General features: G+C 47.6%; 17 protein-coding genes. 10 read left to right on the top strand and 7 right to left on the bottom strand.

All coding sequences use genetic code 11. The features are described 5' to 3' along the window. Window positions 1–117 precede the first annotated feature (117 nt). Window positions 118–3,717, bottom strand: coding sequence for a DNA polymerase III subunit alpha (dnaE, locus tag ACY652_RS12490; RefSeq protein ID WP_462264708.1), 3,600 nt, complete (start codon window positions 3,715–3,717; stop codon window positions 118–120). Between the two features lie 207 nt (window positions 3,718–3,924). On the opposite strand from dnaE, the gene ACY652_RS12485 reads away from it, so the two are divergent. Both ACY652_RS12485 and tamL read left to right on the top strand, forming a co-directional pair. Continuing rightward, window positions 3,925–9,069, top strand: coding sequence for a translocation/assembly module TamB domain-containing protein (locus ACY652_RS12485; RefSeq protein WP_462264707.1), 5,145 nt, complete (start codon window positions 3,925–3,927; stop codon window positions 9,067–9,069). Next, the gene (gene tamL, locus ACY652_RS12480) at window positions 9,066–11,339 is read left to right on the top strand and encodes a translocation and assembly module lipoprotein TamL (RefSeq protein WP_462264706.1); all 2,274 of its coding nucleotides are present in this window, start codon (window positions 9,066–9,068) and stop codon (window positions 11,337–11,339) included. Before ACY652_RS12485 ends, tamL begins: the two co-directional genes overlap by 4 nt. Window positions 11,340–11,421: 82 nt before the next feature. On the opposite strand, the gene gyrB is transcribed toward tamL, so the two are convergent. Continuing rightward, window positions 11,422–13,380 (bottom strand): DNA topoisomerase (ATP-hydrolyzing) subunit B, encoded by a 1,959-nt coding sequence (gyrB, locus tag ACY652_RS12475; protein ID WP_462264705.1) that lies wholly within the window; start codon window positions 13,378–13,380, stop codon window positions 11,422–11,424. Window positions 13,381–13,530: 150 nt separating this feature from the next. Between gyrB and ACY652_RS12470 the strand changes: the two genes are divergently transcribed. Next, on the top strand, window positions 13,531–14,139 hold the full coding sequence (locus tag ACY652_RS12470; protein WP_462264704.1) for an OmpH/Skp family outer membrane protein: 609 nt from the start codon (window positions 13,531–13,533) through the stop codon (window positions 14,137–14,139). Between the two features lie 100 nt (window positions 14,140–14,239). Continuing rightward, window positions 14,240–14,719, top strand: a complete 480-nt coding sequence (locus ACY652_RS12465) for a nucleoside deaminase (protein WP_462264703.1) — start codon at window positions 14,240–14,242, stop codon at window positions 14,717–14,719. Between the two features lie 186 nt (window positions 14,720–14,905). Here the strand turns inward: ACY652_RS12465 and ACY652_RS12460 are convergent, their stop codons facing one another. Beyond that, entirely contained in the window at window positions 14,906–15,313 is a 408-nt protein-coding gene (locus ACY652_RS12460) for an RNA-binding S4 domain-containing protein (protein ID WP_462264702.1), read from the bottom strand. A gap of 97 nt (window positions 15,314–15,410) precedes the next feature. Here ACY652_RS12460 and ACY652_RS12455 point away from each other — a divergent pair, with 97 nt between their 5' ends. From ACY652_RS12455 to miaA, 6 genes are all read left to right on the top strand, one after another. Further along, window positions 15,411–16,229: a 2,3,4,5-tetrahydropyridine-2,6-dicarboxylate N-succinyltransferase gene (locus ACY652_RS12455; protein WP_462264701.1), complete on the top strand. Its 819-nt coding sequence runs from the start codon at window positions 15,411–15,413 to the stop codon at window positions 16,227–16,229. 71 nt (window positions 16,230–16,300) lie between these two features. Next, window positions 16,301–17,461: a glycosyltransferase family 4 protein gene (locus ACY652_RS12450; protein ID WP_462264700.1), complete on the top strand. Its 1,161-nt coding sequence runs from the start codon at window positions 16,301–16,303 to the stop codon at window positions 17,459–17,461. Beyond that, a complete protein-coding gene (locus ACY652_RS12445) occupies window positions 17,454–18,020 on the top strand; it encodes an L-threonylcarbamoyladenylate synthase (RefSeq protein WP_462264699.1) in 567 nt (188 codons plus the stop codon). Before ACY652_RS12450 ends, ACY652_RS12445 begins: the two co-directional genes overlap by 8 nt. 326 nt (window positions 18,021–18,346) lie before the next feature. Beyond that, the gene (locus ACY652_RS12440; RefSeq protein ID WP_462264698.1) at window positions 18,347–19,759 is read left to right on the top strand and encodes a CCA tRNA nucleotidyltransferase; all 1,413 of its coding nucleotides are present in this window, start codon (window positions 18,347–18,349) and stop codon (window positions 19,757–19,759) included. Between the two features lie 42 nt (window positions 19,760–19,801). Further along, the gene (locus ACY652_RS12435; protein ID WP_462264697.1) at window positions 19,802–20,446 is read left to right on the top strand and encodes an IS1096 element passenger TnpR family protein; all 645 of its coding nucleotides are present in this window, start codon (window positions 19,802–19,804) and stop codon (window positions 20,444–20,446) included. 112 nt (window positions 20,447–20,558) lie between these two features. Beyond that, entirely contained in the window at window positions 20,559–21,476 is a 918-nt protein-coding gene (miaA, locus tag ACY652_RS12430; protein ID WP_462264696.1) for a tRNA (adenosine(37)-N6)-dimethylallyltransferase MiaA, read from the top strand. A gap of 117 nt (window positions 21,477–21,593) precedes the next feature. Here miaA and rfbD read toward each other — a convergent pair whose 3' ends face one another. From rfbD to fcl, 4 genes are all read right to left on the bottom strand, one after another. Next, window positions 21,594–22,448, bottom strand: coding sequence for a dTDP-4-dehydrorhamnose reductase (gene rfbD / locus ACY652_RS12425; protein WP_462264695.1), 855 nt, complete (start codon window positions 22,446–22,448; stop codon window positions 21,594–21,596). A gap of 81 nt (window positions 22,449–22,529) precedes the next feature. Continuing rightward, on the bottom strand, window positions 22,530–23,954 hold the full coding sequence (locus ACY652_RS12420) for a cellulase family glycosylhydrolase (RefSeq protein WP_462264694.1): 1,425 nt from the start codon (window positions 23,952–23,954) through the stop codon (window positions 22,530–22,532). Between the two features lie 13 nt (window positions 23,955–23,967). After that, window positions 23,968–24,549 carry a D-sedoheptulose 7-phosphate isomerase gene (gmhA, locus tag ACY652_RS12415; protein WP_462264693.1) on the bottom strand — a complete coding sequence of 194 codons (582 nt, stop codon included), beginning with the start codon at window positions 24,547–24,549 and terminating at the stop codon, window positions 23,968–23,970. 42 nt (window positions 24,550–24,591) lie between these two features. Then, entirely contained in the window at window positions 24,592–25,524 is a 933-nt protein-coding gene (fcl, locus tag ACY652_RS12410; protein ID WP_462264692.1) for a GDP-L-fucose synthase, read from the bottom strand. Window positions 25,525–25,534: the final 10 nt, after the last annotated feature.

The raw sequence follows: 25,534 nt of genomic DNA, 5'->3' as shown, positions 1-25,534 counted from the left end.
AAATATAAAGTATTCAAATAGCTTGCCACAAGTAGCGGCATGACATCTTGACAAACAGATTACCCATAATGTTTACACCGCGTTGATATTTTGACGGAACTGCACAAAACGCCATAATTATTTTAAAAGAGGTTGGATATTGGTGAGCTGGTATACCGCCTCCAGCAAATCATCACTTGGGTTTACCCTAATATCTTTTGCCGATAAATCGGTAGTGATATAATCCTTATTATCAAACGGCTCGTTGTCGATCACCTTAAATTTGAGCATACAGTTTTTTGCTGGGTACTTATTATGATTAATTTCAATAATGCCTTGCAAACCCGCTAAAAATTCGCTGTTGATCATGTGTATGCCAACAGGTACTACCAAAGCCTTGGTATTTTTATCCCGCATTTCGGATAACAGCTCAATTACCGCGATGCGCATATCCCAGTTGTTTACCTGGCGGTATTTTTCCTCCACGTTGCCTTTTACCCTGATGAAGTAGCCATCCACCAGCAGGTTACGGAATTTGATATAATCATCGCCGAACAAGGCAAATTCATAAGAATCATTATAGTCTTCCAGTACAAACGTACCGAAAGGCTTACCCATCTTGGTGGTTTTGTGCTGCACGTTAGCCATCAAACCGCCCACGGTGAGTTCGCCCTGGCGGCGCAGGTGGTTGAACCGCTCGGTAGATTCGTCATCGGCCTCTCCGTTGCGCATTTTAACCAGCAGCTTTAAATCGCTCACCTTGTTTTGGCAGTACCGTTCCAGTTCCAGTTTATAATTGTCCAGCGGGTGGCCGGTCAGGTAAATGCCGATCACATCCTTTTCGTACTTCAGCTTTTCAATCAGCGGCCACTCATCACATTCGGGTAAGGTAGGTTCGGGTATATAGGCAGCTACGCTACCGCCGAACAAAGAGGCCTGTGAACTGCTTTGGGTATTCTGGTAATCGTTAGAATACTTAGTTAACCGTTCCAGTCCGCTTAGTAAACCGTTCTCAGTTTTGGCAAAGAAGCGGGCACGGTTAAAGCCGAAGCTGTCGAAAGCGCCGCAGTACACCAGATTTTCGTACACCTTTTTGGTAACCGAACGCCCGTTGGAGCGCTGGGCAAATTCATATATCGTTTTATAGGAGCCATTAGCGGCACGCTCTTCTATAATGCTTTCAATGGCCTTTTCGCCAATGCCCTTTACGCCGGAGAAACCGAAGCGCACATCACCCTGCTTGTTCACCGCGAATGCCCATTGTGATTCATTCACATCCGGGCCCTTTACGTTGATGCCCATGCGGCGGGTTTCCTCCATAAAGAAGGATATTTTTTCGATGCTGTTTTGGTTATTCAATACCGCAGCCATGTATTCGGGCGGATAGTGCGATTTTAACCAGGCCGTTTGGTAAGCCACAAACGCGTAACAGGTGGAGTGCGATTTATTGAAGGCGTACTGGGCAAAGGCTTTCCAGTCGTTCCATATCTTGGTCAGTTTATCTTTGGGGTGGCCTTTGGCTGCAGCCCCGTCCATAAACTGCTTCTCCATCTTGTTCAGGATGTCGATCTGCTTCTTCCCCATCGCCTTACGCAATACGTCGGCATCGCCCTTGCTAAAGCCGGCCAGCTTTTGCGACAGCAGCATCACCTGCTCCTGGTATACCGTAATACCGTAGCTTTCGCTCAGGTATTCCTCCATTTCGGGCAGGTCATAGGTAATCGGCTCCAGGCCGTGTTTACGCTTAATAAAGTTAGGAATATATTCCAGCGGCCCCGGGCGGTACAGGGCGTTCATGGCAATTAAGTCCTCAAACTTATCGGCTTTTAAATCGCGCAGGTACATCTGCATCCCGTCGCTTTCAAACTGGAAGGTACCGTTGGTGTCGCCGCGCTGATATAGCTCGTAGGTTTGCTGGTCATCCAGCGGAATGGTGTCAATGTCTATTTCAACCCCATGATTTTGCTTGATGAGCGCCAGCGCGTTTTTAATGATGGTCAGCGTTTTTAACCCTAAGAAGTCCATCTTGATTACGCCTGCATCTTCAATCACCCGGCCATCAAACTGGGTAACCAGCAGGTCGGAGTCCTTGGCGGTAGCCACCGGGACAATATTGGTCAGATCATCGGGCGCAATAATGATACCCGCCGCGTGTACGCCGGTGTTACGTACCGAGCCTTCCAGCTTCTCGGCTTCGCGCAGTACGGTTGCCCGCAAATCGTTACCATTTTTAATGGCCTGCAGTTCGGGCACCTGTTCAATGGCGGCTTTCAGCGTAATACCCAATGTTTCGGGTACCAGCTTCTTCATCATGCTCACTTCAGATAGCGGCATATCCAGCACCCGCCCCACATCCTGTATACTGGTACGGGCGGCCATAGAGCCGTAGGTAACAATTTGTGCTACCTGGTTCTTGCCATACTTATCCACTACGTAATCAATCACCTTTTGCCGGCCTTCATCGTCAAAGTCGGTATCAATATCGGGCATTGATTTACGGTCGGGGTTCAGGAACCTTTCAAACAGCAGGTTATACTTAATCGGGTCGATGTTGGTAATACCGATACAATACGCCACCACCGAACCGGCTGCCGAACCACGGCCCGGGCCGATAAATACCCCCAGATCTCGCCCGGCCTTGATGAAATCGGCCACGATGAGGAAGTAACCGGCAAAACCCATGGTTTTGATGGTGAACAGCTCGAAGTTCAGGCGCTCTTCTACGGTGGCATCAATGTCTGCATACCTGTTCTTGGCACCCTTAAAGGTCATGTCCTTCAGGTATTCCCACTGGTTCAGCACATCAGCTTCGGGGCCGTTATGTATCTTAAACTCCGGCGGGATAGGGAAGTTAGGCAGCATAATGTCGCGTTTCAGCTTCAGTACGTCTACCTTGTCTACAATCTCATTGGTGTTGTCTAACGATTCAGGAATATCATGAAACAGCTGGCCCATTTCGGCCTGTGTTTTAAAGTAGAACTGGTCGTTCGGGAAACCAAAGCGATAGCCCCTGCCGCCTTCCTCGTCGGTAGCAATGGGTGTACTCTGCATATCGCCGGTGTTTACGCACAGTAAAATATCGTGGGCATTGCTATCCGGCTGATCCACATAATGCGAATCATTAGAGCAGATCATCTTTACATTGTGCTTTTTGGAGTATTTCATCAACGTGTTGTTGATGATGGTTTGCTCCGGTATATCATGCCGCTGCAGCTCGATATAATAATCTTCACCGAACAGATCCAGCCACCATTTAAATTCCTGCTCGGCTTCAGCCTCGCTCTTTTTCAAAATCGCCTGAGGTACTGATGCGCCTATGCAGCAGCTGGTGGCAATCAGCCCCTTGTGGTGCTTTAAGATCAGTTCCTTATCAATACGCGGCCATTTGCTGTACAAACCTTCCATGTAGCCATACGAGCAAAGCTTAATAAGGTTACGGTAGCCTTCGGCATTTTTGGCGATCAGTAACTGGTGATGCCTTATATCCCTCTTCTCTTTGGTGAATTGCTTTTTGTGCCGGTCTTCCACCACATAAAATTCGCAGCCTACAATAGGCTTTACATTGTGCTTGCCGGCTTCGGCCACAAACTTAAATACGCCGAACATATTACCGTGGTCGGTTATGGCCAGCGCCTTCATGCCATCGGCGGCGGCCTTCTTGTATAGTTTGGAAATATCGGCGGCGCCGTCGAGCAGGGAGAACTGGGTATGTACGTGCAGGTGTGAAAAATCGGGCATAATAATCGCTTTCGTCTATTCGGGTTCGATGTGGAAAAGTATACAAATTTACCAAAAAACAAGCGGCTGTGATGGTTGTTGAAAGATAAATTGATTACTCCTGATAGTGAAATGACAGTCAAATTATGACTATTCTTGCATGATTTTTGTTAGTTACTAACTACTACTTACAGGAATAGCAATCTTCACCTTTGAAATACTACTGATTTGGAACGATTTGGACGTATAGCCCTAAAAACCATTCTTTGGATAATTGCGAGTGTTATCTTTTTGGTATTGCTTGTAGTGATTTTAATACAAGTACCTGCGGTACAAAATTTCGCCAAAGATAAAGCGGTAACCTTTTTAGAGGGTAAAATTCATACTAAGGTTAAAATAGGTCATATCACCCTGGGTATACCTAAAATGCTGGTGCTCGAAGATGTATACTTCGAAGACCAGAAACGCGATACCCTGATTGCCGGCGAAAAGCTGAAGGTGGATATTGACATGCTGGGCCTGCTGAAAAGCAAGGTACAGATCAATGAAATTAACTTGCAGGGCATTACTGCAAAAATAAGCCGCGATAAAGACAGCACCTTCAATTTCGATTATATTATTAAGGCCTTTGCAAGCGAGCAGAAAAAGGAACCTAAACCAAAGGACACCACTTCAACCCTGCAATTCAAGCTGGACAAAATTATTTTAGACCGCATAAACATTGCCTATAAAGATGTAACTACCGGCAACGATGTGAAATTTCTACTGGGCCACTTTGATACCCGCGTTAAGGAATTTGATCTGGACAAGATGAAGTTCAGCATTCCGAAGATCAATCTTTCGGATGTGGATGCCGTGGTGATACAAACGCCTGCCGGATCATCTGTGAAACAAGCCGCTGCAGTAGATACAGCCACTACCCCGCTTAATTTAACACTGGATTTAGGCACTATTGATATTTCCAAAATCAGGTTGAATTACCGCAGTAATGAACTGGCTACCAAACTCGATTTGGGTAAGTTTTTGGTGGAGATGGACGATATTGACCTAAAGAACCAGCGGGTAGGCATCAAGAGCATTGAACTAAGCGATACCCGTGCGGCTCTATCTTTAGCCAAACCGCAAACGGTGCAAAAGGCGGTGGCGGAAACAGCCAGGAAGATTGATACGCTGGTATCGCGCACGCAGGCTAAAGGATGGGCATTAAAGCTGGCTAAATTACAGTTGAACAATGATAATGTGCGGTTCGATAATAACGCACAGGCGCCTTTGCGCCGCGGGTTGGATTACGGCCACATGGACATTAAAAACCTGAACTCGGAAATTGAAGATTTGAGCTACAACCCTGATACCATTTCAGGGAAAATAAAATCGCTTGCCTTCACTGATAAGAGCGGACTGGCCGTAAAGCAATTTCATACCAACTTCTTTTACGGGCCTAAAAACGCTTATTTGAATGACCTGCTGCTGCAAACACCGCAAACCATCATTCAAAAGCAATTGCAGGTAAGCTACCCATCTATCGAAAGCATCAGCAAAAACATTGGCGCCCTGCGCATCAACGCCAATCTGGATGGCAGCCGGTTGGGCTTGCGCGATGTATTGCTGATTATGCCGACGATGGCCAGCATGCCGCCGTTTAATAAAATGCCAAACGGAACGCTGCGTATCAATGGACGTATTATTGGTGCAGTTAATAACCTGAACATCCCGAACATCGAAATCAGCGGACTGACCAGCACGCATATCAAGGCTTCGGCAGTGCTGAAAGGGTTGCCTGATGTAAACAAGGCCTACTTCGATGTGAATATTGCGGATTTCAATATTAACCGCCGGGATATTTACAGCGTGGCTCCGGCAGGCTCTATCCCGAATACCATTACCATTCCTGAAAACCTGAACCTGAAGGGTAACCTGAAAGGCAGCATGAATGATTTTAACACCCGCTTAAACCTGCGTTCCAGCCTGGGCAACCTGAGCGCTGTGGCGAGTGCGAAGAACATTATGAGCAAGAATAAAAATTCTGCTTCGTACAGTGCCGATATTAAAGCCGATAACCTGAACGCCGGCGCTTTAATTAAGCAGCCGCAAATGGTAGGCCGCGTTACCGCTACCATTAATGTAAAAGGAAGGGGCTTAGACCCGAAACGGGCCAATTTACAGTTTAACGGCAATGTAGCCAGCGCCTATGTGAAAGGATATAATTACCGTAACCTTACCTTGCGCGGCACTGCGGCAAACGGGCACTATGTTACCGTAGCCCGCATGACTGACCCTAATATTAATTTCAACCTGAATGCAAAGGCTAACCTGAATAAAAAATATCCGGCTATATACGCTACTTTGGATGTGGACAGCATTAACCTGCAACGCCTGCATTTTACCACTACGCCCATGAGCTTTCATGGTAAAATTTTGGCCGATGTACCTACCGCCGACCCGGATTATCTGAATGCCGATGTACAGGTAACCGATATGGTGTTCCGCAATGGTACGCAACGCATTGCTTTAGATAGCATTAGCCTGGTGTCTACCGCTACGCCTGATAGCAGCTCGTTATTACTAAAAACACCTTTTGCCCGAGCTCACTTAGGCGGCAAGTACAAGCTTACCGAAATTGCACCTGCCATGCAGGACGTGGTGAATAAATATTTTAATACCGCCTTAGCCAGCGGCCCTTCGGCAAAACCCGGCAAGTATTCGCCGCAGCAGTTCAATTTTGACCTGCGGGTGGTGAAAACCGACCTGGTTACCCAGTTTGTGCCGGATTTAAAACAGTTGGACCCGATTATCATTAACGGCCGGTTCAACAGCCAGAGCGGCGAGTTGGTGGTAAATGGTACTATGCCTAAAATTGTGTATGGCACCAACGTAGTGGATAATGGTAAGCTGAACATTAATACCGGCAACAATGCCCTGAATTACGCTTTAACGTTTGACCAGATCAGTACCGGGCCAAGTATTAAAATTTTATACCCCAGCATATCCGGCTCAGCCCAAAACAATAAACTGAACGTAAGTTTACAGGTGCGCGATGCCGCTAAGAAAGAACGCTACCGTATAGCCGGTGTGTTCAATGTATTGCCAAACGCTTACCAGTTCAGCTTTTTGCAGGATGGCCTGCTGTTGGATTATACCCAATGGGCGGTTAACGCCGATAACTTCTTTCAATACGGCAAACGGGGTATACTGGCACATAACTTTGCCATTACCAACAGCAACCAGGTATTAAGCGTCAACAGCAGTCCGCAAACGCCGAACGCACCGTTGAATGTACGTTTTGATAACTTCCATATTGAAACCCTTACCCGGCTGGCCCAGCAGGATTCATTACAAGTGGGCGGTGTAATTAATGGTACCGCCAATGTGAGCAATATTCAAAAATCGCCATTGTTTACAGCTAATATGAATGTGGGCGACTTTAGCTTTAAAGGTGATACGGTAGGCAATATTGCCATTAAGGTAAACAATCAAACTGCGGGCGCTTATGCGGCCAACGTGAGCATTACCGGCAAAGGCAATCAGGTAGATTTAACCGGCTTGTATTATACCGATGGCGGCCGTTTGGATATGAACCTGAACATTGTGAACTTAGGGATGAAGAGCATTGAAGGCTTTAGTTTTGGCAGCCTGAAAAATGCTTCGGGTAATATTACAGGCGCTTTAAAAATTACCGGCACAACCGCTGCCCCGGCCGTAAGGGGTGATATTAACTTCAATAAAGTGGCCTTTAATGTGGCGATGCTGAACTCTTACTTCACCATGCCGAATGAGAGCATCACGTTTAATAACGATGGCATCCTGTTCAATGATTTTACCCTTGTAGATTCTACCGGTAACAAGGCCATTTTAAGTGGCACTTTATATACCAAAACGTTTACCGATTTCCGTTTCGGGCTGGATTTGCGCATGGATAATTTCCGTGTGATCAACTCTACCCAAGCCGATAACCGCCTGTACTATGGCAAGCTGTTTTTAGACAGCCGCATCCGCATTCGCGGCGATTTGAACAAGCCTATTGTGGATGGCTCGCTTACCGTAAATGATAATACCAACCTTACCATCGTACTGCCAACTAATGATCCGGGGGTGGAAGACCGTAAAGGGGTTGTAGAAGATATTGACCAGGATGCACCGCCCAATCTGGACTCGGTGCTGATGGCGAAGCAGCTGGATTCTATACGCCGGTCGGACATTACCGGGCTTGATGTGAATATGACGGTGAAGGTGAACAAGAACGCCAACTTCAACATCGTGATTGATGAGCGTAACGGCGATGTGGTGCACATCAGCGGCGAAGCTAACCTGCAGGGCGGTATCGACCCAAGCGGTAAAACCAACCTGACCGGAACCTTCGTGGTAAATCGTGGCTCTTACCAGTTGTCTTACGCTACGGTAAACCGCCGGTTCGACTTTAAGCCGGGCAGTACCATTACCTGGACGGGCGACCCAACCAGCGCCAATATAGATTTAACCGCAGTTTATATTGCCAACGTACCTCCTATTGACCTGGTGAACGACCAATTGACCGGTTCGGAATCTGAGCGTACCATGTACAAGCAAAAGCTGCCGTTCAACATTAACCTGAACCTGCGTAACCAGTTGCTGGCCCCGCGTATCAGTTTTGATATTGTGTTGCCAGATAGCAACTATACCGTATCTTATAGCGTAATTAATACGGTGCAGACCCGCTTAACGCAAATTAAGCGCGATACCAACGAGCTGAACAAGCAGGTACTGGGTGTATTGGTACTGGGCCACTTTATTGGCGACAATATATTTCAGAGCCAGGGCGGCAGCAGCGGTATTGAAGGCAGCATACGCAATAGTGTAAGCAGCCTGCTGTCTGACCAGTTGAACAAACTGGCAGGTAACCTGATTGCCGGTGTGAACCTGAACTTTGATGTGACCTCGGGTGAAGATTATTCATCGGGCACCGCGCAAAACCGAACGGATTTGAATGTGGGCCTGTCTAAAAACTTCCTGAATGACCGGTTGAGCGTTACTGTGGGTAATAACTTTAATCTGGAGGGAGGCAACCAGCCGGGCGAAAAATCATCGAATATTGCCGGCAACCTTTCGGTAAACTATAAGCTGAGTAAGGATGGCCGCTATGTATTAAGGGCGTACCGCCGTAATGAATATATTGTAATACAGGGGCAGGTAATTGAAACCGGTGTAGGCTTTACCCTGTCAGTAGATTACAACCGCTTCAGGGAAATCTTCAGCCGTACCCGCGAAGAGAAAGAGATGCGCCGCCGTTACAAGCAGGAACAGAAAGATAAAGAGAAAAAACAGGACGCTGAACAGCAGCCGGCACAGGATACGCCAAAAGCGCAAACTACGCCTACCACTTCAAACCAACCCTCATGAGGAAACATTTAACTGTATTAACTATAACGTCGATTTTGCTTAGTGCCTGCAGTAATACCAAATACCTGGCACCGGGGCAAAAACTGTATACCGGCGGAGAGATTAAGATAACTGATAAGCAGAACACCACCACTACAGAAGCAAAAGCCTTATCAGCAGATTTAGCCGGTTTGCCCCGCCCTAAACCCAATGCTAAAATTTTGGGGCTGCGCTATAAGTTGTATTTATATAACCGCTTTTATACAACCAAGAAGAAAGGCTTGCGCCACTTCTTCTTCTCCAAAGGCGAACCGCCGGTACTGGTAAGTTCGGTAGATTTGGTGGGCAACAGTACCATATTGAAAAACCGCCTGGAGAACGTGGGCTACTTCCAGTCGCAGGTGGTGGGCGATACCGTTACCAAAGGCAGATACGGCAAGGCGGTATACACCGTGCAAACCGGCCCCGCCTATAAATACCGCAAAGTGGTATTCCCGCAGGGGCGTGATCCGCTGGATACCGCGGTGGCAGGTACATCTGCTAAATCTTTCCTGAAGGCAGGTGACAAGTACAACCTCGATGTAGTTAAAAACGAGCGCCTGCGCATTGACGCCCGTTTAAAGGAAGAGGGCTTTTATTATTTTGCCCCCGAACAGTTACTGCTTCAGCGTGATACTACCGTAGGCAACCACATGATTGATGCTTTTTTGATTGTAAAGCCGCAAACACCCAATAAGGCCCGCCGCATTTATACCATCAATGACATTTATTTGTATCCCCGCTATTCTTTGCGGGATACGGCGTTAAAGCTGGATTCGGCCGTAAAATACCGCTGGTATAATGTGATTGATCCAAGGCACACCGTTAAGCCTTTTGTGTTTAAGAATGCGGTATTGCTGCAGCCCGGTGATGTGTACAACCGTACCGAGCATAACAACTCGCTTAACCGGATGATTGACCTGGGGCCGTTCAAGTTTGTAAAGAACCGTTTTGAGAATGTATCCACAGATTCAAGCAAACTCAATGTGTTTTACTTTCTGACCCAATATCCTAAAAAATCATTACAGCTGGATTTGCTGGGCCGTACTACTTCTGCTAACTATAATGGCACGCAGATTAACCTCACCTTCCGTGACCGCAATACCTTTAAGGGAGCGGAAGCACTGTCTGTTACTTTGTTTGGCAGCACCGACGGGCAGATTGGCGGCGCCAATGGCGGCTATCCATTATCGCAGGTGGGTATACAAACCACCCTGTCGTGGCCTCGCTTTATCAGTCCGTTTAACTTTAAAAGTGATAATGCTTACATCCCCCGTACCAATTTAACGTTAGGATACTCGGTGGTACGCCGCAGCCAGTTGTATACCCTCAATTCTTTCAGCGGTTCATTTGGTTACCAGTGGAAAGAAAATGTGCATAAACAGCATGAGTTCAATCCAATCAACGTTACATTTGTAAACCCGGTTACGGTTGATACCTTATATACAGACAGTATAAAGAAAACCCGCAACCCGGCCTTAAAGCACGTTATCGACCGCCAGTTTACTTTTGGCCCAAGCTATACCTATACTTATACGAACACTACTGAAACGTACAAAAGGAACACTATATATTTTAGCACACGTGTAAGCGAATCTGCTGTGGTAGCTGGTCTTTTAGCGGGCGCCGATACTTTGGCTGGTAAGTCATATAGCATCTTCGGTTCTACCTTTAACCAGTATGTAAAGGCTGATAATGAACTCCGGTATTACCATAAGGTAGGGTTAAACAGCCAGATTGCCGCGCGGATAAACGTGGGCATCGGTATACCTTTTGGTAACTCTACCATCTTGCCTTACAGCCAGCAATTTTTCATCGGCGGGCCAAATAGTTTGAGGGGTTTCCGGGCGCGTTCCATCGGCCCCGGCACAGTTAACCCTGAACAATATTTGCCGCAAACGAGCACAGCTAACAGTCGTTTTCTGGCTGACCAATCAGGCGACTTAAAACTGGAAGCCAACTTAGAATATCGCCCCAAACTTTTCAGCATCGTTTATGGTGCCTTGTTTGTGGATGCCGGTAACATCTGGGATCTGAAATATCACAAGGGCCTGGAAGGCGGCACCTTTGGTAAAAACTTTTTAAGCCAGCTGGCGGCCGACGTAGGTTTTGGTTTGCGCTTTGATGCCAGCGTAATTGTGCTGCGCACCGACCTGGGGTTCCCGGTACGTAAACCATGGCAGGTGGGTAACGAGTGGGGTTTTGACAGCAAAAATGCTGTGTTTAACTTAGCCATTGGCTATCCCTTCTAACTACCCTGAACAGAAACATACAAAAAAGCCTCCGGATAAATATCCGGAGGCTTTTGGTTTTATTGTATATCCCGCTTAACGTTTACACGTCGATACGGGCATATTTAGCGTTCTTTTCAATAAACTCACGGCGTGGCGCTACTTCATCCCCCATCAGCATGGAGAAGGTGTGGTCGCACTCGGCGGCATTCTCAATGGTGGCGCGGCGCAGGGTACGGGTAGCCGGGTTCATGGTGGTTTCCCATAATTGCTCGGCATTCATTTCCCCCAAACCTTTGTAACGCTGCACATGAACACTGTCTTCGCGGCCGTTACCCTTAATACGGTCTACGGCGGCGAGGCGCTGCTCTTCGGTCCAGCAGTATTCAAACTCCTTGCCTTTCTTTACCAGATAAAGCGGCGGCGTGGCAATGTATACATAGCCAAATTCTACCAGCTCCTTCATATAACGGAAGAAGAACGTAAGGATAAGGGTAGTAATGTGCGAACCATCCACGTCGGCATCCGTCATGATCACAATTTTGTGGTAACGCAGCTTCGCAATATTAAGGGCTTTATCATCTTCGGGCGTACCAATGCTTACCCCCAGGGCGGTAAACATATTTTTAATCTCCTCATTCTCGTAGATTTTATACTCCATTGCCTTTTCTACGTTCAGGATTTTACCCCGCAGCGGCAGAATGGCCTGGGTATCGCGCGAGCGCCCCTGCTTGGCTGTGCCGCCGGCCGAGTCCCCTTCCACTAAATAGATCTCGCACAAAGCCGGATCACTGTTGGCGCAATCGGCCAGCTTGCCGGGCAGGCCGGAGCCGCTCATTACGCTTTTGCGCTGTACCATTTCGCGGGCTTTACGGGCGGCGGCGCGTGCTGTTGCGGCTAAGATTACCTTGCTCACAATCATCTTTGCCTCCTTCGGGTTTTCTTCGAGGTAGATGCTCAGAATTTCGCCTACGGCTATATTAACCGCACCGCTTACCTCGCTGTTGCCCAGCTTGGTTTTGGTTTGGCCTTCAAACTGCGGCTCCTGCACCTTTACCGAAATTACCGCCGTTAAACCCTCACGAAAGTCATCACCGGTAATGTCCACCTTTACATTCTTAAGCAGGCCCGATTTATCAGCATAAGCCTTTAGCGTACGGGTAAGCCCCATACGAAAACCGGCCACGTGTGTACCACCCTCAATCGTGTTGATATTGTTAACGTACGAGTGTACATTTTCAGAATAGGTATCGTTGTATTGCAGCGCAAGTTCCACCGGTATACCTTGCTTGGTGCCTTCCACATAAATAGGTTCAGGAATGATCGGAGTACGGGTGCCATCCAGAAATTTTACAAATTCTTTCAGGCCGCCTTCCGAGAGGAACTCCTCGGTTAACTGCTCACCGTTTTCTTCGGTTACCCGCTCATCGGTTAGCGTAAGGCGGATGCCTTTGTTCAGAAAAGCCAGCTCACGTAAACGAGCCGCCAGGGTATCATATTTATATTCGGTAGTGGTAGTAAATATCTCTGCGTCGGGCTGAAAGGTTTGAATGGTACCGGTTACATCAGATACGCCGATTTCCTTTACGTCAAACATCGGCTTGCCGCGCTCATACTCCTGGGTAAAAATTTTACCCTCGCGGTGCACCACGGTTTTTACATGGATGGAAAGTGCATTAACACAGGAAACCCCTACGCCGTGCAATCCGCCGGAAACCTTATACGTATCTTTATCAAATTTACCGCCGGCGTGCAGCACGGTCATTACAATTTCGAGGGCCGATTTTTTTTCCTTCTTGGTAATACCGGTAGGGATGCCACGGCCGTTATCTTTTACGGTAATAGAATTACCTTTATGTATGGTTACATCAATATTGGTACAATAGCCGGCCAGCGCCTCATCTATCGAGTTATCCACCACCTCGTATACCAGGTGGTGCAGGCCTTTTACGCCGGTATCGCCAATGTACATGGACGGGCGCTTGCGCACCGCTTCCAAACCTTCTAAAACCTGTATATTATCTGCAGAATAATTGGATTTGTCCTGATTTTCTTCGCTCATATTTATGGTATCGAATAACCCTCAAAAATACGAAATTTTAAGCAGAAAACCGCATTGTGGATAAATAACCAGGTCATAATCAGGTAATCCAAAAAATGTTTTAAACTTGCCGCTAAATTTTATCTTTGTCAGAAAAATAGTATCGAGCAAATGAAAACCCCTTCTCTAATTTTCACTAAGATTGCCCTCGGCATCATGATTACCGCCGGTTTGGCTGCCTGTAACGGCAACAAGACGGAAACAAAAACTACCTCAACCACGCCGGCCGCTGCCACTGTACCGGTAGATGATAAAGCCCAGATTGTGTTTGTAAACCAGGATACCCTGCTGTCGCAATATAAATATGTAAAAGACATGACCGGCCGTTTGGAAAGCAAAGGCAAAGCCGCCCAGAATGATGTTGGCGCACGCCAGCAGGCCATTCAGCGCGAAGTAGCCGAATACCAGCGTGGCGCCAACACGATGAGCGCCGACCAGCGTGCCGCTACCGAGCAACGCTTACAGCGCAAGGGCCAGGAGTTTCAGCAATACAGCCAGGCCGCCGGTGCGCAGGTACAGAATGACCAGGCCAGCGAGCAGGTGAAGCTGTACGAAAAGATTTCTGCTTTCATGAAAGAGTATGCCAAAGAAAAAGGCTATAAAATGATCCTGACCTACCAGAAAGGCAATGCCACCATGCTGTATGGCGATCCCTCAATGGATATTACTGCCGATGTGGTAAAACGCCTGAACGACGCTTACACCAAAGACAAGAAATAGTAGTTGATGTGCAGATGCCGGATATGCAGATGTGCAGATAAATTATAAATACCTAACTAAAACCCTGGCTTAATGCCGGGGTTTTTTGATGAGAGAGATTATGGAAACGAACCCACATCAGCAGTTTATGCGGATGGCTATTGCGCTGTCTGAACAAAATGTTACTAATAATATGGGCGGCCCGTTCGGAGCGGTCATTGTAAAAAGCGGCGAAGTGGTGGCGGCCAGCGCCAATACTGTGGTGCCTACCAATGACCCTACCGCCCATGCCGAAATATCTGCCATACGCCTGGCTTGTCAAAAGCTGAACACGTATAACCTGCAGGGCTGCGTAATTTATACCAGCTGCGAACCCTGCCCCATGTGCCTGGGTGCCATTTACTGGGCGCACCTCGATAAAATTTATTACGCCAATACCAAGGCCGATGCCACCGCCATTAATTTTGACGACCAGTTTATTTATGAGGAACTGGAACGGCCAATGGCTGACCGCAAGCTGCCTGTAGAGCAGTTGTTAAAAGAGGAAGCGTTGGAAGCTTTTAAAATGTGGGAAAAGAAGGAAGATAAAGCGCATTATTAATGGATAGCGGCTTTGAGAAAGTCTTATTCTTAAACAAAGTAATTGAAACTAAATAAAGTACGCTTATTTACGTATCGTCATTGCGAGGTACGAAGCAATCCTCGACCTACAGAACCGCTCTGCAAACCGGGGATTGCTTCGTACCTCGCAATGACGCGCTTCCTATTACTGTAAACACTGTTTACCTTACTCTTCCTTTTTTCCCTCAAAGTAGCCGCCCTGCAAATCATCAATCTCCCGGCGGTCGCGCTTAGTGGGGCGGCCGGCACCGCGGTCGCGGCGCAGTACCGGGCTATGAAACATGGATTGAAAGCCCGGCATTTGTTCAGGCGGGGTTAAATCCTCATAAAATTTAATGGCAGTCTGGTAATCACCCCGGTTTTCGAGCAGGCCGGTTACCTTTACTATTTTGCGGTCGGGGCCTTTAGAGATGTGGTAGGTTTCGCCCACCTTTACCTCGTGTGCCGGTTTAATATTGTTACCCTCCAGCTTTACCCGGCCGGCCTTGCAGGCTTCGGTTGCCAGGGAGCGGGTTTTAAACAGGCGGATAGCCCACAGGTATTTATCGATACGAAGTTTTTCTTTTTCTGCCATAAAACTATATTAACAACGCACAGTAAGCGTGGTTTTGCATAGGTGCTGTGCCAAATCTGCTCAAAAAATCTTTAATTTGCCAAAATTTTGAATACCGATGTATACTGACCTGAAAGATAAGATTGAAGAAGCATGGGAAGACCGCACCCTGCTGAGCGAAAATGATTATATCAACGCGATTGAAACTGTAATTGCCCGCCTGGATAAGGGCGAACTGCGGGTAGCTGAACCCATCGGTAACCGCTGGCATGTAAACGACTGGGTGAAGAAAGCCGTTATCCTGTATTTCCCCATCATGCAGATGGAGGAAATTAAAACCGGCCCGTTTGTATTTCATGACAAGATGAAGCTGAAAACGGACTATAAGAAAGCCGGTGTGCGTGTGGTACCGCATGGTATTGCCCGTTATGGCGCCCACCTGGGTAAAGGCGTAATTATGATGCCTTCGTATGTAAATATTGGCGCCTATGTAGATGAAGGCACGATGGTTGACACCTGGGCTACCGTAGGTTCATGCGCGCAGGTAGGCAAGAACTGCCACCTGAGCGGCGGCGTAGGCCTGGGCGGTGTATTGGAGCCGGTACAGGCTTCACCGGTAATTATTGAGGATAACTGCTTCATCGGCTCCCGCGCCATTGTGGTAGAAGGTGTGCATATAGAAAGCGAAGCGGTACTGGGTGCAAACGTGGTGCTTACGGGCTCTACTAAAATCATCGATGTAACCGGCCCTGAGCCTGTAGAATATAAAGGCCGCGTACCTGCCCGTTCGGTAGTAATCCCCGGCTCTTATACCAAGAAATTTGCCGCCGGCGAATACCAGGTGCCCTGCGCCCTGATCATTGGTAAAAGAAAGGAATCAACCGACAAAAAGACCTCCCTTAATGATGCGTTAAGGGATAATAACGTAGCAGTGTAGTTGGGTATTGGTCATTGGTTCATTAGTCATTGGTCATTGATGTGCTTTGTAAGATAGATATTTCCTAACCAATGACTAATGAACTAATGACCAATGAACCAATGAAAATCGGCTTTGATGCCAAGAGGGCTTTTCTGAACACCACCGGGCTGGGTAATTACAGCCGGTGGCTACTGAAAAGCCTTTCGGCGTTTGAGCCGGGGCATGAGTATCATTTGTATACTCCTAAAACCAGGCCCAACCCTTATCTGCGATTACTGCAAGCCCTGCCGCATGTGTTTACCCATTTACCCCAAAGTAACCGGTTCACTTCCTGGTGGCGCACTAAAGGAATTGTAAAAGATTTAAAGCAGAACGGTATACAGCTCTATCATGGTTTGAGCCATGAGCTGCCCCTGGGGATTGCGCAAAGCGGCATTGCTTCGGTGGTTACGGTTCATGATGTAATTGCGCTGCGCTTTCCACAATACTTCAGCTGGTTTAACCGCAGGGTATATGTGGCGAAACTAAAATATGCCTGCCGTACAGCTAACCGCATTATCGCCATCAGTGAGCAAACCAAGCAGGATATAGTGAACCTTTTGCACATCAATGCGGATAAAATCACTGTTATTTATCAGAACTGCGATGCCAGTTTCGGCATACCGGCAAGCAGCGAACAGCAGCAGTTGGTAAGAACCGCTTATGATTTACCGGAGCAGTACCTGCTTACCGTAGGCACCATTGAGCAGCGAAAAAATTTGTTACTGTTGATAAAGGCATTACAACATCTGCCTGCAAACATTCCATTGGTGGTGGTAGGTAAGCCTACCTCCTATCTGGATGAAGTAAAAAATTATTTGCAGCAGCACCGGCTAACCGAAATGGTTCTCTTCTTGCATCAGGTACCTTTTACACATCTGCCTGCGCTGTACCAGATGGCGCAGGTGTTCATTTATCCTTCGCGGTACGAAGGCTTTGGCATTCCCGTACTGGAAGCCCTGAATGCCGGTGTACCTGTAATTGCGGCCAAAGATTCCTGTTTAGAAGAAGCCGGCGGGCCTGATAGTTTGTATATAGATCCGGATAATGAGGAGGAACTGGCACAAAAAATTATGCAGGTACTTACTGATAAGCCGTTGCGGCAGCATATGATTAGCCGGGGCAAACAATATGCCGCCACATTTAATGATGCACAACTGGCGGCGCAAATGATAACTTTGTACCAGCAAACCCTGCAACACCATGCTTAGAGACGAAATAGCCAAAGCCCTTACCATATTACAGCAAGGCGGTATCATCCTCTACCCTACCGATACCATCTGGGGCATCGGCTGCGATGCCACCAACACAGAGGCGGTAAAAAAGATATTTGCCCTTAAACAGCGCGATGAAGCCAAAAGCGTAATTGTACTGCTGGACACTGACAATAAGCTGCAAAGCTATATAGCTGAAGTACCCGAAATTGCCTATGAACTGATGGAGTTTGCCGAAAACCCGCTAACCTTAGTGATGCCGGGCGCTAAAAATTTGTCGCCCGCAGTTATCAATGCCGATGGCAGTGTGGGTATACGCGTGGTAAACCACCCGTTTTGCCAGCAGCTGATACAGCGGCTACGCAGGCCGATTGTCTCCACCTCGGCCAACATCAGCGGGCAGCCTTCGCCTCAAAACTTTTCGCAGATCAGTGAGGAAGTTATTAACGGGGTAGATTACGTGGTGGATTTAGAGCAGCATGACCATACTATTAAGAAGCCGTCTACCATTATGCGTTTAGAGGCTGATGGCCGGTTTGCGTTTATCAGACGGTAAAGCCGCCCCTGCCCCCTGAAAGGGGTAGTAGCGGAAATGCGCGACTATGCATTATTATACAGGCTTACCCTACCTAAACCCGATAGCAGCGGAAAGCCCATAGCGTAGCGAGGACTTGCAGCATATAGCGGGGCTGGCGGAACCGATGAAATGCTGCCACTGCTTTTCTACTATCTTATCTAATAAATTTAAGTTCGCATTAACACCACGCAAGAAACCATTACTTAATAATTAATTGATCCTTCTCTTCTTTAAGCCCTATCTTTCCAATTCCACTAAAACACTTTTAACCTGTTCTTATATCCTTACCTTTGCGGTTGCAATTTATGAAGCAGCACCTGAAGCATCCGGTATTCAAAACTATTTCGCGCCTGGCCGGTGAGCAGCAGGTACAAGCCTATGCTATTGGCGGATTTGTGCGCGATATTTTTTTGAACCGCCCCTCTAAAGATATTGATGTGGTGGTGCTGGGCAATGGTATTGAGTTCGCTGAAGCCACAGGCCGGGCGCTGAACACCAAAGTGGCCGTATTTAAAAACTTTGGCACTGCTATGCTGCGCTACCGGGAGGTGGAGGTAGAATTTGTAGGCGCCCGCAAGGAATCCTACCGGTCTGACTCGCGCAAGCCCATTGTGGAGAACGGCACGCTGGAGGATGACCAGAAACGCCGCGATTTTACCATTAATGCGCTGGCTATTGCCCTGCACCCCAACGAATACGGGCAGCTGATTGACCCTTTTGGTGGCTTGCAGCACCTGGAGCAGCAACTGATAAAAACACCGCTTAACCCGCTCGAAACGTTTTCGGATGATCCGCTGCGGATGATGCGGGCTATACGCTTTGCTTCGCAGCTTGATTTTACCATTGATGAGGAGGCTATAAACGCCATTAAAGCGCAAAAAGAGCGCATCCGCATCGTATCACAGGAGCGCATTACCGATGAGCTGAACAAAATCATGCTGTCGGCCCGGCCGTCTGCCGGCTTTAATTACCTTTTTGATACCGGGCTGCTGCACCTGATCTTTCCGCAGGTAGCCGCCCTGCATGGCGTAGAGTTGGTGAACGGGCGCGGCCATAAAGATAACTTTTACCATACCCTGCAGGTGCTGGACAACATTAGCGCTACTACTACCGATTTGTGGCTGCGCTGGGCGGCCCTGCTGCATGATATTGCCAAACCGGCTACCAAACGTTTTGAACCCGGCCACGGCTGGACGTTTCACGGCCACGAAGACCGCGGTGCACGCTGGGTACCCAAGCTGTTTGCACAGCTTAAGCTGCCGCTTAATGAGCACATGAAATTTGTGCAGAAGATGGTACAACTGCACATGCGCCCCATTGTGCTGGCGCAGGAAACCATTACCGACTCGGCCGTGCGCCGCCTGCTGTTTGATGCCGGCAACGACACCGACAACCTGATGCTGCTTTGCAAAGCCGACATTACCACCAAAAATGAGTATAAAATAAAAAAATACCGCCAGAACTTTGAGCTGGTGCAGCAAAAGCTGAAGGATGTAGAGGAGCGCGACCGCGTGCGCAACTGGCAGCCCCCGGTTACCGGCAATGATATTATGCAGCTGTTCGGCTTAAGAGAGGGCCGCGAAGTAGGTATCATCAAAAATCAGATACGCGAAGCGATACTGGAAGGCGATATTGCGAACACCTACGAAGCTGCAATTGCGTTCACGATACAAAAGGGCGAAGAAATTGGCTTAAAAGTTGTTGCAAAATCAAATTGAACTGAAAATATTATTTTTGACAAAAAAATCTACTTATAAGAAATGGCAGTATACCGGTTTAAAGTAACCTTTGAAGATTATGATGAAGTAAGCAGGAATATTGACGTAAAATCCGGACAGACCTTTCAGGATTTGCATTACGCGATACACCTGTCTATAAATTATAATCCTGATTATTCTTCTTCATTTTATGTAAGCAACGACCAATGGACCAAAGGTGAGGAAATCGCCTTTAAACCTACCCAGCGAAAAATAGACCGTGGCATAAAGCTGATGGAAAATACCAAGCTGAGCAGTTTTATTGACGACCCGCACCAGAAATTCTATTATACCTCCAACTTTGAACGTCCGTTTGATTTTCATGTGGAACTGGTGAAGATACTGGATGATGCACCGGGCGTTGCTTATCCGGTTACTGCAAAAAGTGTAGGCGAGGCGCCAAAGCAGTTTGGCAATATCTACAACCCTACCATTTTACCGCCAACCAGCGAGGAATTTGATTTTCTGAATGAAATGCAGTACAATCCGGAGGAAACAGAGGATTTTTCGGAAGTGCGTGAAGACGGCGCACTTGTTGGCGGGGCAGAAGACGAAGCCAGTGAGGAAGACGAGTTTGACAACGGGTTTCCGGATCATGAGGAAGATGATGAACCTTCATTGAATAAAGGAGGAAGCGAGGATTATTAACCTGATGCGCAGATACGGGAATAGGTAGATGTGAACAGATAATAAATATCTTTGCACAGTAATATGCCGGGTTTTATCCGGCATATTGCTTTAAAACCCCACGCACTGGTAAATGCCTGCTAAAACCCTGATCAGTATTGCCGGCCCAACGGCATCAGGCAAAACAGCGCTGGCCATTGCGCTGGCACAGCATTACCAAACGGTTATTCTATCAGCCGATTCGAGGCAGTTTTACCGAGAAATGTCCATCGGCACCGCAAAGCCTACCACCGAAGAACTGGCTGTAGTACCGCATGAATTTATCAACTCGCATTCCATTACTGATCCTTTTAGCGTAGGCAATTTTGAGCAGCAGGCTATGCAGCGATTACAGGATCTTTTTAAGATGCACGACGTTGTAATTATAGCCGGTGGTTCGGGATTGTACCTGAAAGCCATATATGACGGTTTTGATGAGGTACCTGCTGCCCCGGAAGCGGTGCGCGAAAAACTGAACCTGCAATTGATACAACAGGGCATTACCTCGTTACAAATTCAACTGCAAAAGGCAGACCCGGTCTATTACGGGCAGGTAGACATCCACAATCCGCAACGGCTCATTCGCGCATTGGAGGTAATTGAAACCACCGGGCAGCCTTTCTCCTCTTATCATAAAGCAGCCGCAAAGCCCCGTCCGTTTCATATTATTAAGTTAGGAATTAATTTACCGCGCGAGATTTTATACGACCGTATTAACCGGCGGGTAGATGTAATGATGGCCGAAGGCTTACTGGCCGAAGTGCAATCTCTGCTACCCTACCGCCACCTCAATGCCCTGAATACCGTTGGCTATACTGAACTCTTCGACTATCTGGACGGGAAAACAGATTTAGCAACTGCCGTTGCTCTAATTAAACAAAATACCCGCCGCTTTGCCAAACGGCAACTTACCTGGTTTAGGCGCGATGAGGAGATACAATGGGTAAAGCCGGAGGACTTTGCAGGATTACCAGCCTGGCTGGATGAACGGCTGAATGAGTTGAATAACTAATTCAATGATATTGTCATTTCGACCGCAGGAAGAAATTTCCTGCCGCAGACCGGCTTCTTGAAGAGGATTTTTCCTGCGGTCGAAGTGACATTCTGTATTACATTTTGATACTTTCAACTACTTCAGTTTTCCGATACACGCTACCAAACTATCTCTCCAGTAAGGAATATTCAGATCAAAAGTCTGTTTTATCTTAGCTTTATCCATTACCGAAAACGCGGGCCTTACCGCTTTGGTAGGGTACTCATGTGTGCGGATAGGCAGCACCCTGATATCCACACCAGCAATGTCAAAGATGGCCTTGGCAAAATCGTACCACGAGGTAACACCTTCGTTGCTGTAATGGTAGATACCATAGGCCTTACTGCCGCTTGCAATAATCTTCAAGATAGCTTTCGCCAGATCAATAGCATAGGTAGGTGTGCCTATTTGGTCGGCAATAATTTTCAGTTCGTCGCGGCCCTCAGCCAGGCGCAGCATGGTTTTCACAAAGTTGTTACCGTATTCTGAGTACAGCCAACTGGTGCGCAGGGTAAAATAGGCATCCGTTAACCTGGCTACCTCCTTTTCGCCTTCCAGCTTGGTAAGTCCATATACACTAATGGGGTTGGCCGCATCGGTTTCGGTAAGCAGGTACGGCGTATTACCTTCAAATACAAAATCGGTTGAGATATGTACCAGTACGATTTGATATTGGGCACACAGGCGTGCAATATTGGCCGCACCATCCTTATTTACCTTACGGGCAATGGCAATTTCGTCCTCAGCTTTATCTACAGCGGTATAAGCCGCACAATTGATACAATAGGCCGGGCGGTGCTTCTCAAATAAACGCTGCAGGGCTTCAGTATCCAAAATATTGGCTTCGCCTTCGGGCGGAAAAATCATGCCTTCAACTTGCTGCGCTCCAGCTACGGTAGCCAGGCAGTTGCCCAATTGTCCGGATGCCCCTAAAACCAATATCGTACCCATATATAATTTATAATAAAGTTTCTGCGGGTAAAAGTAGCAGATATAAACGTGTATTCATAGCCGAACCCGCTGCTGCCACTTTTAGCGGCTCAGCCTTACCACAACCGAACGCGTGAAGGCCGGCAGTGTTATGGCCTGGTTTACAACGGTAACCTGCTGCCAGGTATTTTTCCATGGATCATATACCCGGGCTTTTGTATACGCGGCGGCAGCGTTCAGGTTACGCAGCTGCAGCACCGTATTGCGCTTTACCAACGGTGCAACACCTTGCTGCAATTCTTTGATATAGGTATTTGATGAATCGCGGCACCAAATTAATGCCGACGAATGTCCTTTAAGCGCATAAACTTTAAGCCCCTGCTGGGTGAACTTAATTACTTCAGGCTTTTCGGTTATGCAATTAAAGCCCTTTACGGCAGCGTTGAAACGCTGATAATGATACCAAAGATGGTGCTTATCCATGTACGGCTCATCCAGCCAAAAGCTGCCCGGCCCGGCCGCACCGCTAAAAAATGGAGCGAACAGCATGTCATGCAGCAGCATACCTGCCGTATCCAAATTATAATAATGGCTCATGGCGCTGTGGGCAGCCTCTACCGCGCCGGTTTCGTTTACAAATACCGGTCGGCCGCTGCTGTTGCCGCGCACAAAGGCTACCGATTGCGACAGCATTTCATCCACCGGCCCGTAACACATCGGCAACTGCGCACCTGGATCCAGGTACTGGTGCAGGCAGGCAATGTCGTTGTTTTTCAGCTGTAAGTATTGCAGATACTGCTCCATTGTTTGCTTGTACGCCAGGCTGCCTAAAGTTTGCGAAACCAGTTGAGCCGGGGCTATGCGCTTTATCGAATCCAGCATTACACGCGAAAAATCGAGCCAGTTACCTTCACTTATGGCACTCATCTCGTTCCACAGTTCCCAGCAGTATACGGTGGGGTCATGGCGGTACAATTGAATATAAGCCTTTGCCCGGTTTAAATAGGCCTGCCTGCCCTCCGCGCTGTTAATAAATTGCGCAAATGAACTGAAAGGGCCGCCATCGTTTGCGCCATACAGCTTTTTAATAAAGTAACCGCTGGTAAAGCTTCTCGAACTTTCAAGATTGAATTTCACCCGCAAGTGGTATTTTTTGGCTAAACTGATGAACCGGCTGAAGCGTTGCAGCGCCAGTTGATCATAGTTCCCGATATGCCTGGTTTCTACTTCCAGAAAAGGTGTTGGGCCCCATATACGCACTGCATTGCCGCCATTGGCGGAGAACGTTTTAAAGATGTGCTCGGCATCTGCAAAAATAGCTTCGGGGCTGTTGCGGATGTTGATCACATAATTAAGCTCCACTGGTAACCAGAACTGTTTGGAACCAACGGCAAAATAGCGCGGATTAATTTTGCTTACTTTTATAAACCCACCTTTATTTTGTGCGTATGAAAAGAGTGTTAAAAGTACCAATACCGGCAATAATACTGCCTTTAACCGGGTAATCTTTATGTTAAAAGCCAACATAATTATATCCTGGTTATGCTTTTTCAAAAAGCGCCTGTTCTACCAAAAAGCAAATCATGTGGCCAATCAGGATATGAGATTCCTGAATGCGTGGCGTATCGGCAGAAGGTATTTGAATGCAGATGTCGGCCATATCCATCATTTTACCGCCGCCCCGGCCGGTGAGTGCAATGCTCTTCAATCCTTTTTCCCTGCATACCTGCAGCGCCTTTACAATATTGGCTGAATTGCCTGAGGTAGAAATACCGATAAATACATCGCCGGCTACGCCGTAGCCTTGTACCTGCCGGGCAAAAAGGGCTTCGTAACCATAATCATTACCTATAGCGGTAATGATACTGGTATCGGTAGATAAGGCGATACTCGGAATACTGGGCCGGTCGAAGTAATAGCGGCCCACAAACTCGGCGGCAATATGCTGGGCATCGGCGGCGCTGCCGCCATTACCGGCCAGCAGGGTTTTCCCTCCTTGTTTATATGTTTCAATAATTAAAGATGCAGCATCGGCAATTTGCTGCAAAATTTGTTCGTTCTCCAGCAGTGCCTGCTTTACCTGTATAGAAGATTGTATCTGTAATTTGATTTCGCTTAACATAAGTACCTGTAAAATAGTTGAAACGGAAAGAGCAAGCTAATGTTAAGAAGCCGGTTTGCTTAAGTAATCCTGGTAAGCCAGTGCAATACCGTCGGCAAGCGCTACATGGTGCTTCCAGCCTTTCTCATGCAGTTTAGACACATCCATTAATTTACGCGGTGTGCCATCCGGCTTGCTGCGGTCAAAGCTAATCTCACCTTTATACCCGGTTACCTGTTTTACCAGCAGGGCCAGGTCCTTAATACTAATATCTTCGCCTGTGCCAATGTTGATCAGCCCCGGTTCATTATAATGCTGCATCAGGTAGTAACAGGCTTCGGCCAGGTCGTCGGCAAATAAAAACTCGCGCCTCGGTTCTCCGCTTCCCCATATCACCACTTCGGGCGCCTGCTGCTCCCTGGCTTCGTGAAACCGCCGGATGAGCGCCGGCAGCACATGCGAGTTTTCGGGGTGATAATTATCGTTATACCCATACAGGTTGGTAGGCATCACCGAAATATAATTACACCCGTATTGCGAGCGGTAGGCATCGCACAGTTTAATACCGGCTACTTTGGCAATGGCATACGGCTCATTGGTAGCTTCCAGCGGCCCGGTAAGCAGGTATTCCTCTTTAAGCGGCTGCGGCGCCAGCTTGGGATAAATACAACTGGAACCCAGGAACATCAGCTTTTTAACTTTATTAAGATAAGCATAATGAATGATGTTATTCTGAATCTGCAGGTTATCATACAAAAAATCGGCCCGGTAGGTATTGTTGGCTACAATACCCCCCACTTTTGCAGCAGCCAGAAAGACATACTCCGGCTGCTCGGCGGCAAAAAAGTGAGCCACTTCCTGCTGGCTGCGCAAGTCAAGTTCTGCCGAAGTACGGGTTACAAAGTTATTATATCCTTCGGCCTGCAGCTTACGCAGTATAGCCGACCCTACCATGCCCCGGTGCCCGGCGATATATATTTTCGAATGCTTTTCCAATGGTATTAAG

The organism is Mucilaginibacter sp., from assembly GCF_965200995.1.
Lineage (GTDB): Bacteria > Bacteroidota > Bacteroidia > Sphingobacteriales > Sphingobacteriaceae > Mucilaginibacter.
Note: the sequence above shows the minus strand (reverse complement) of the source record. Positions and strands in the feature narration are given on the sequence as shown.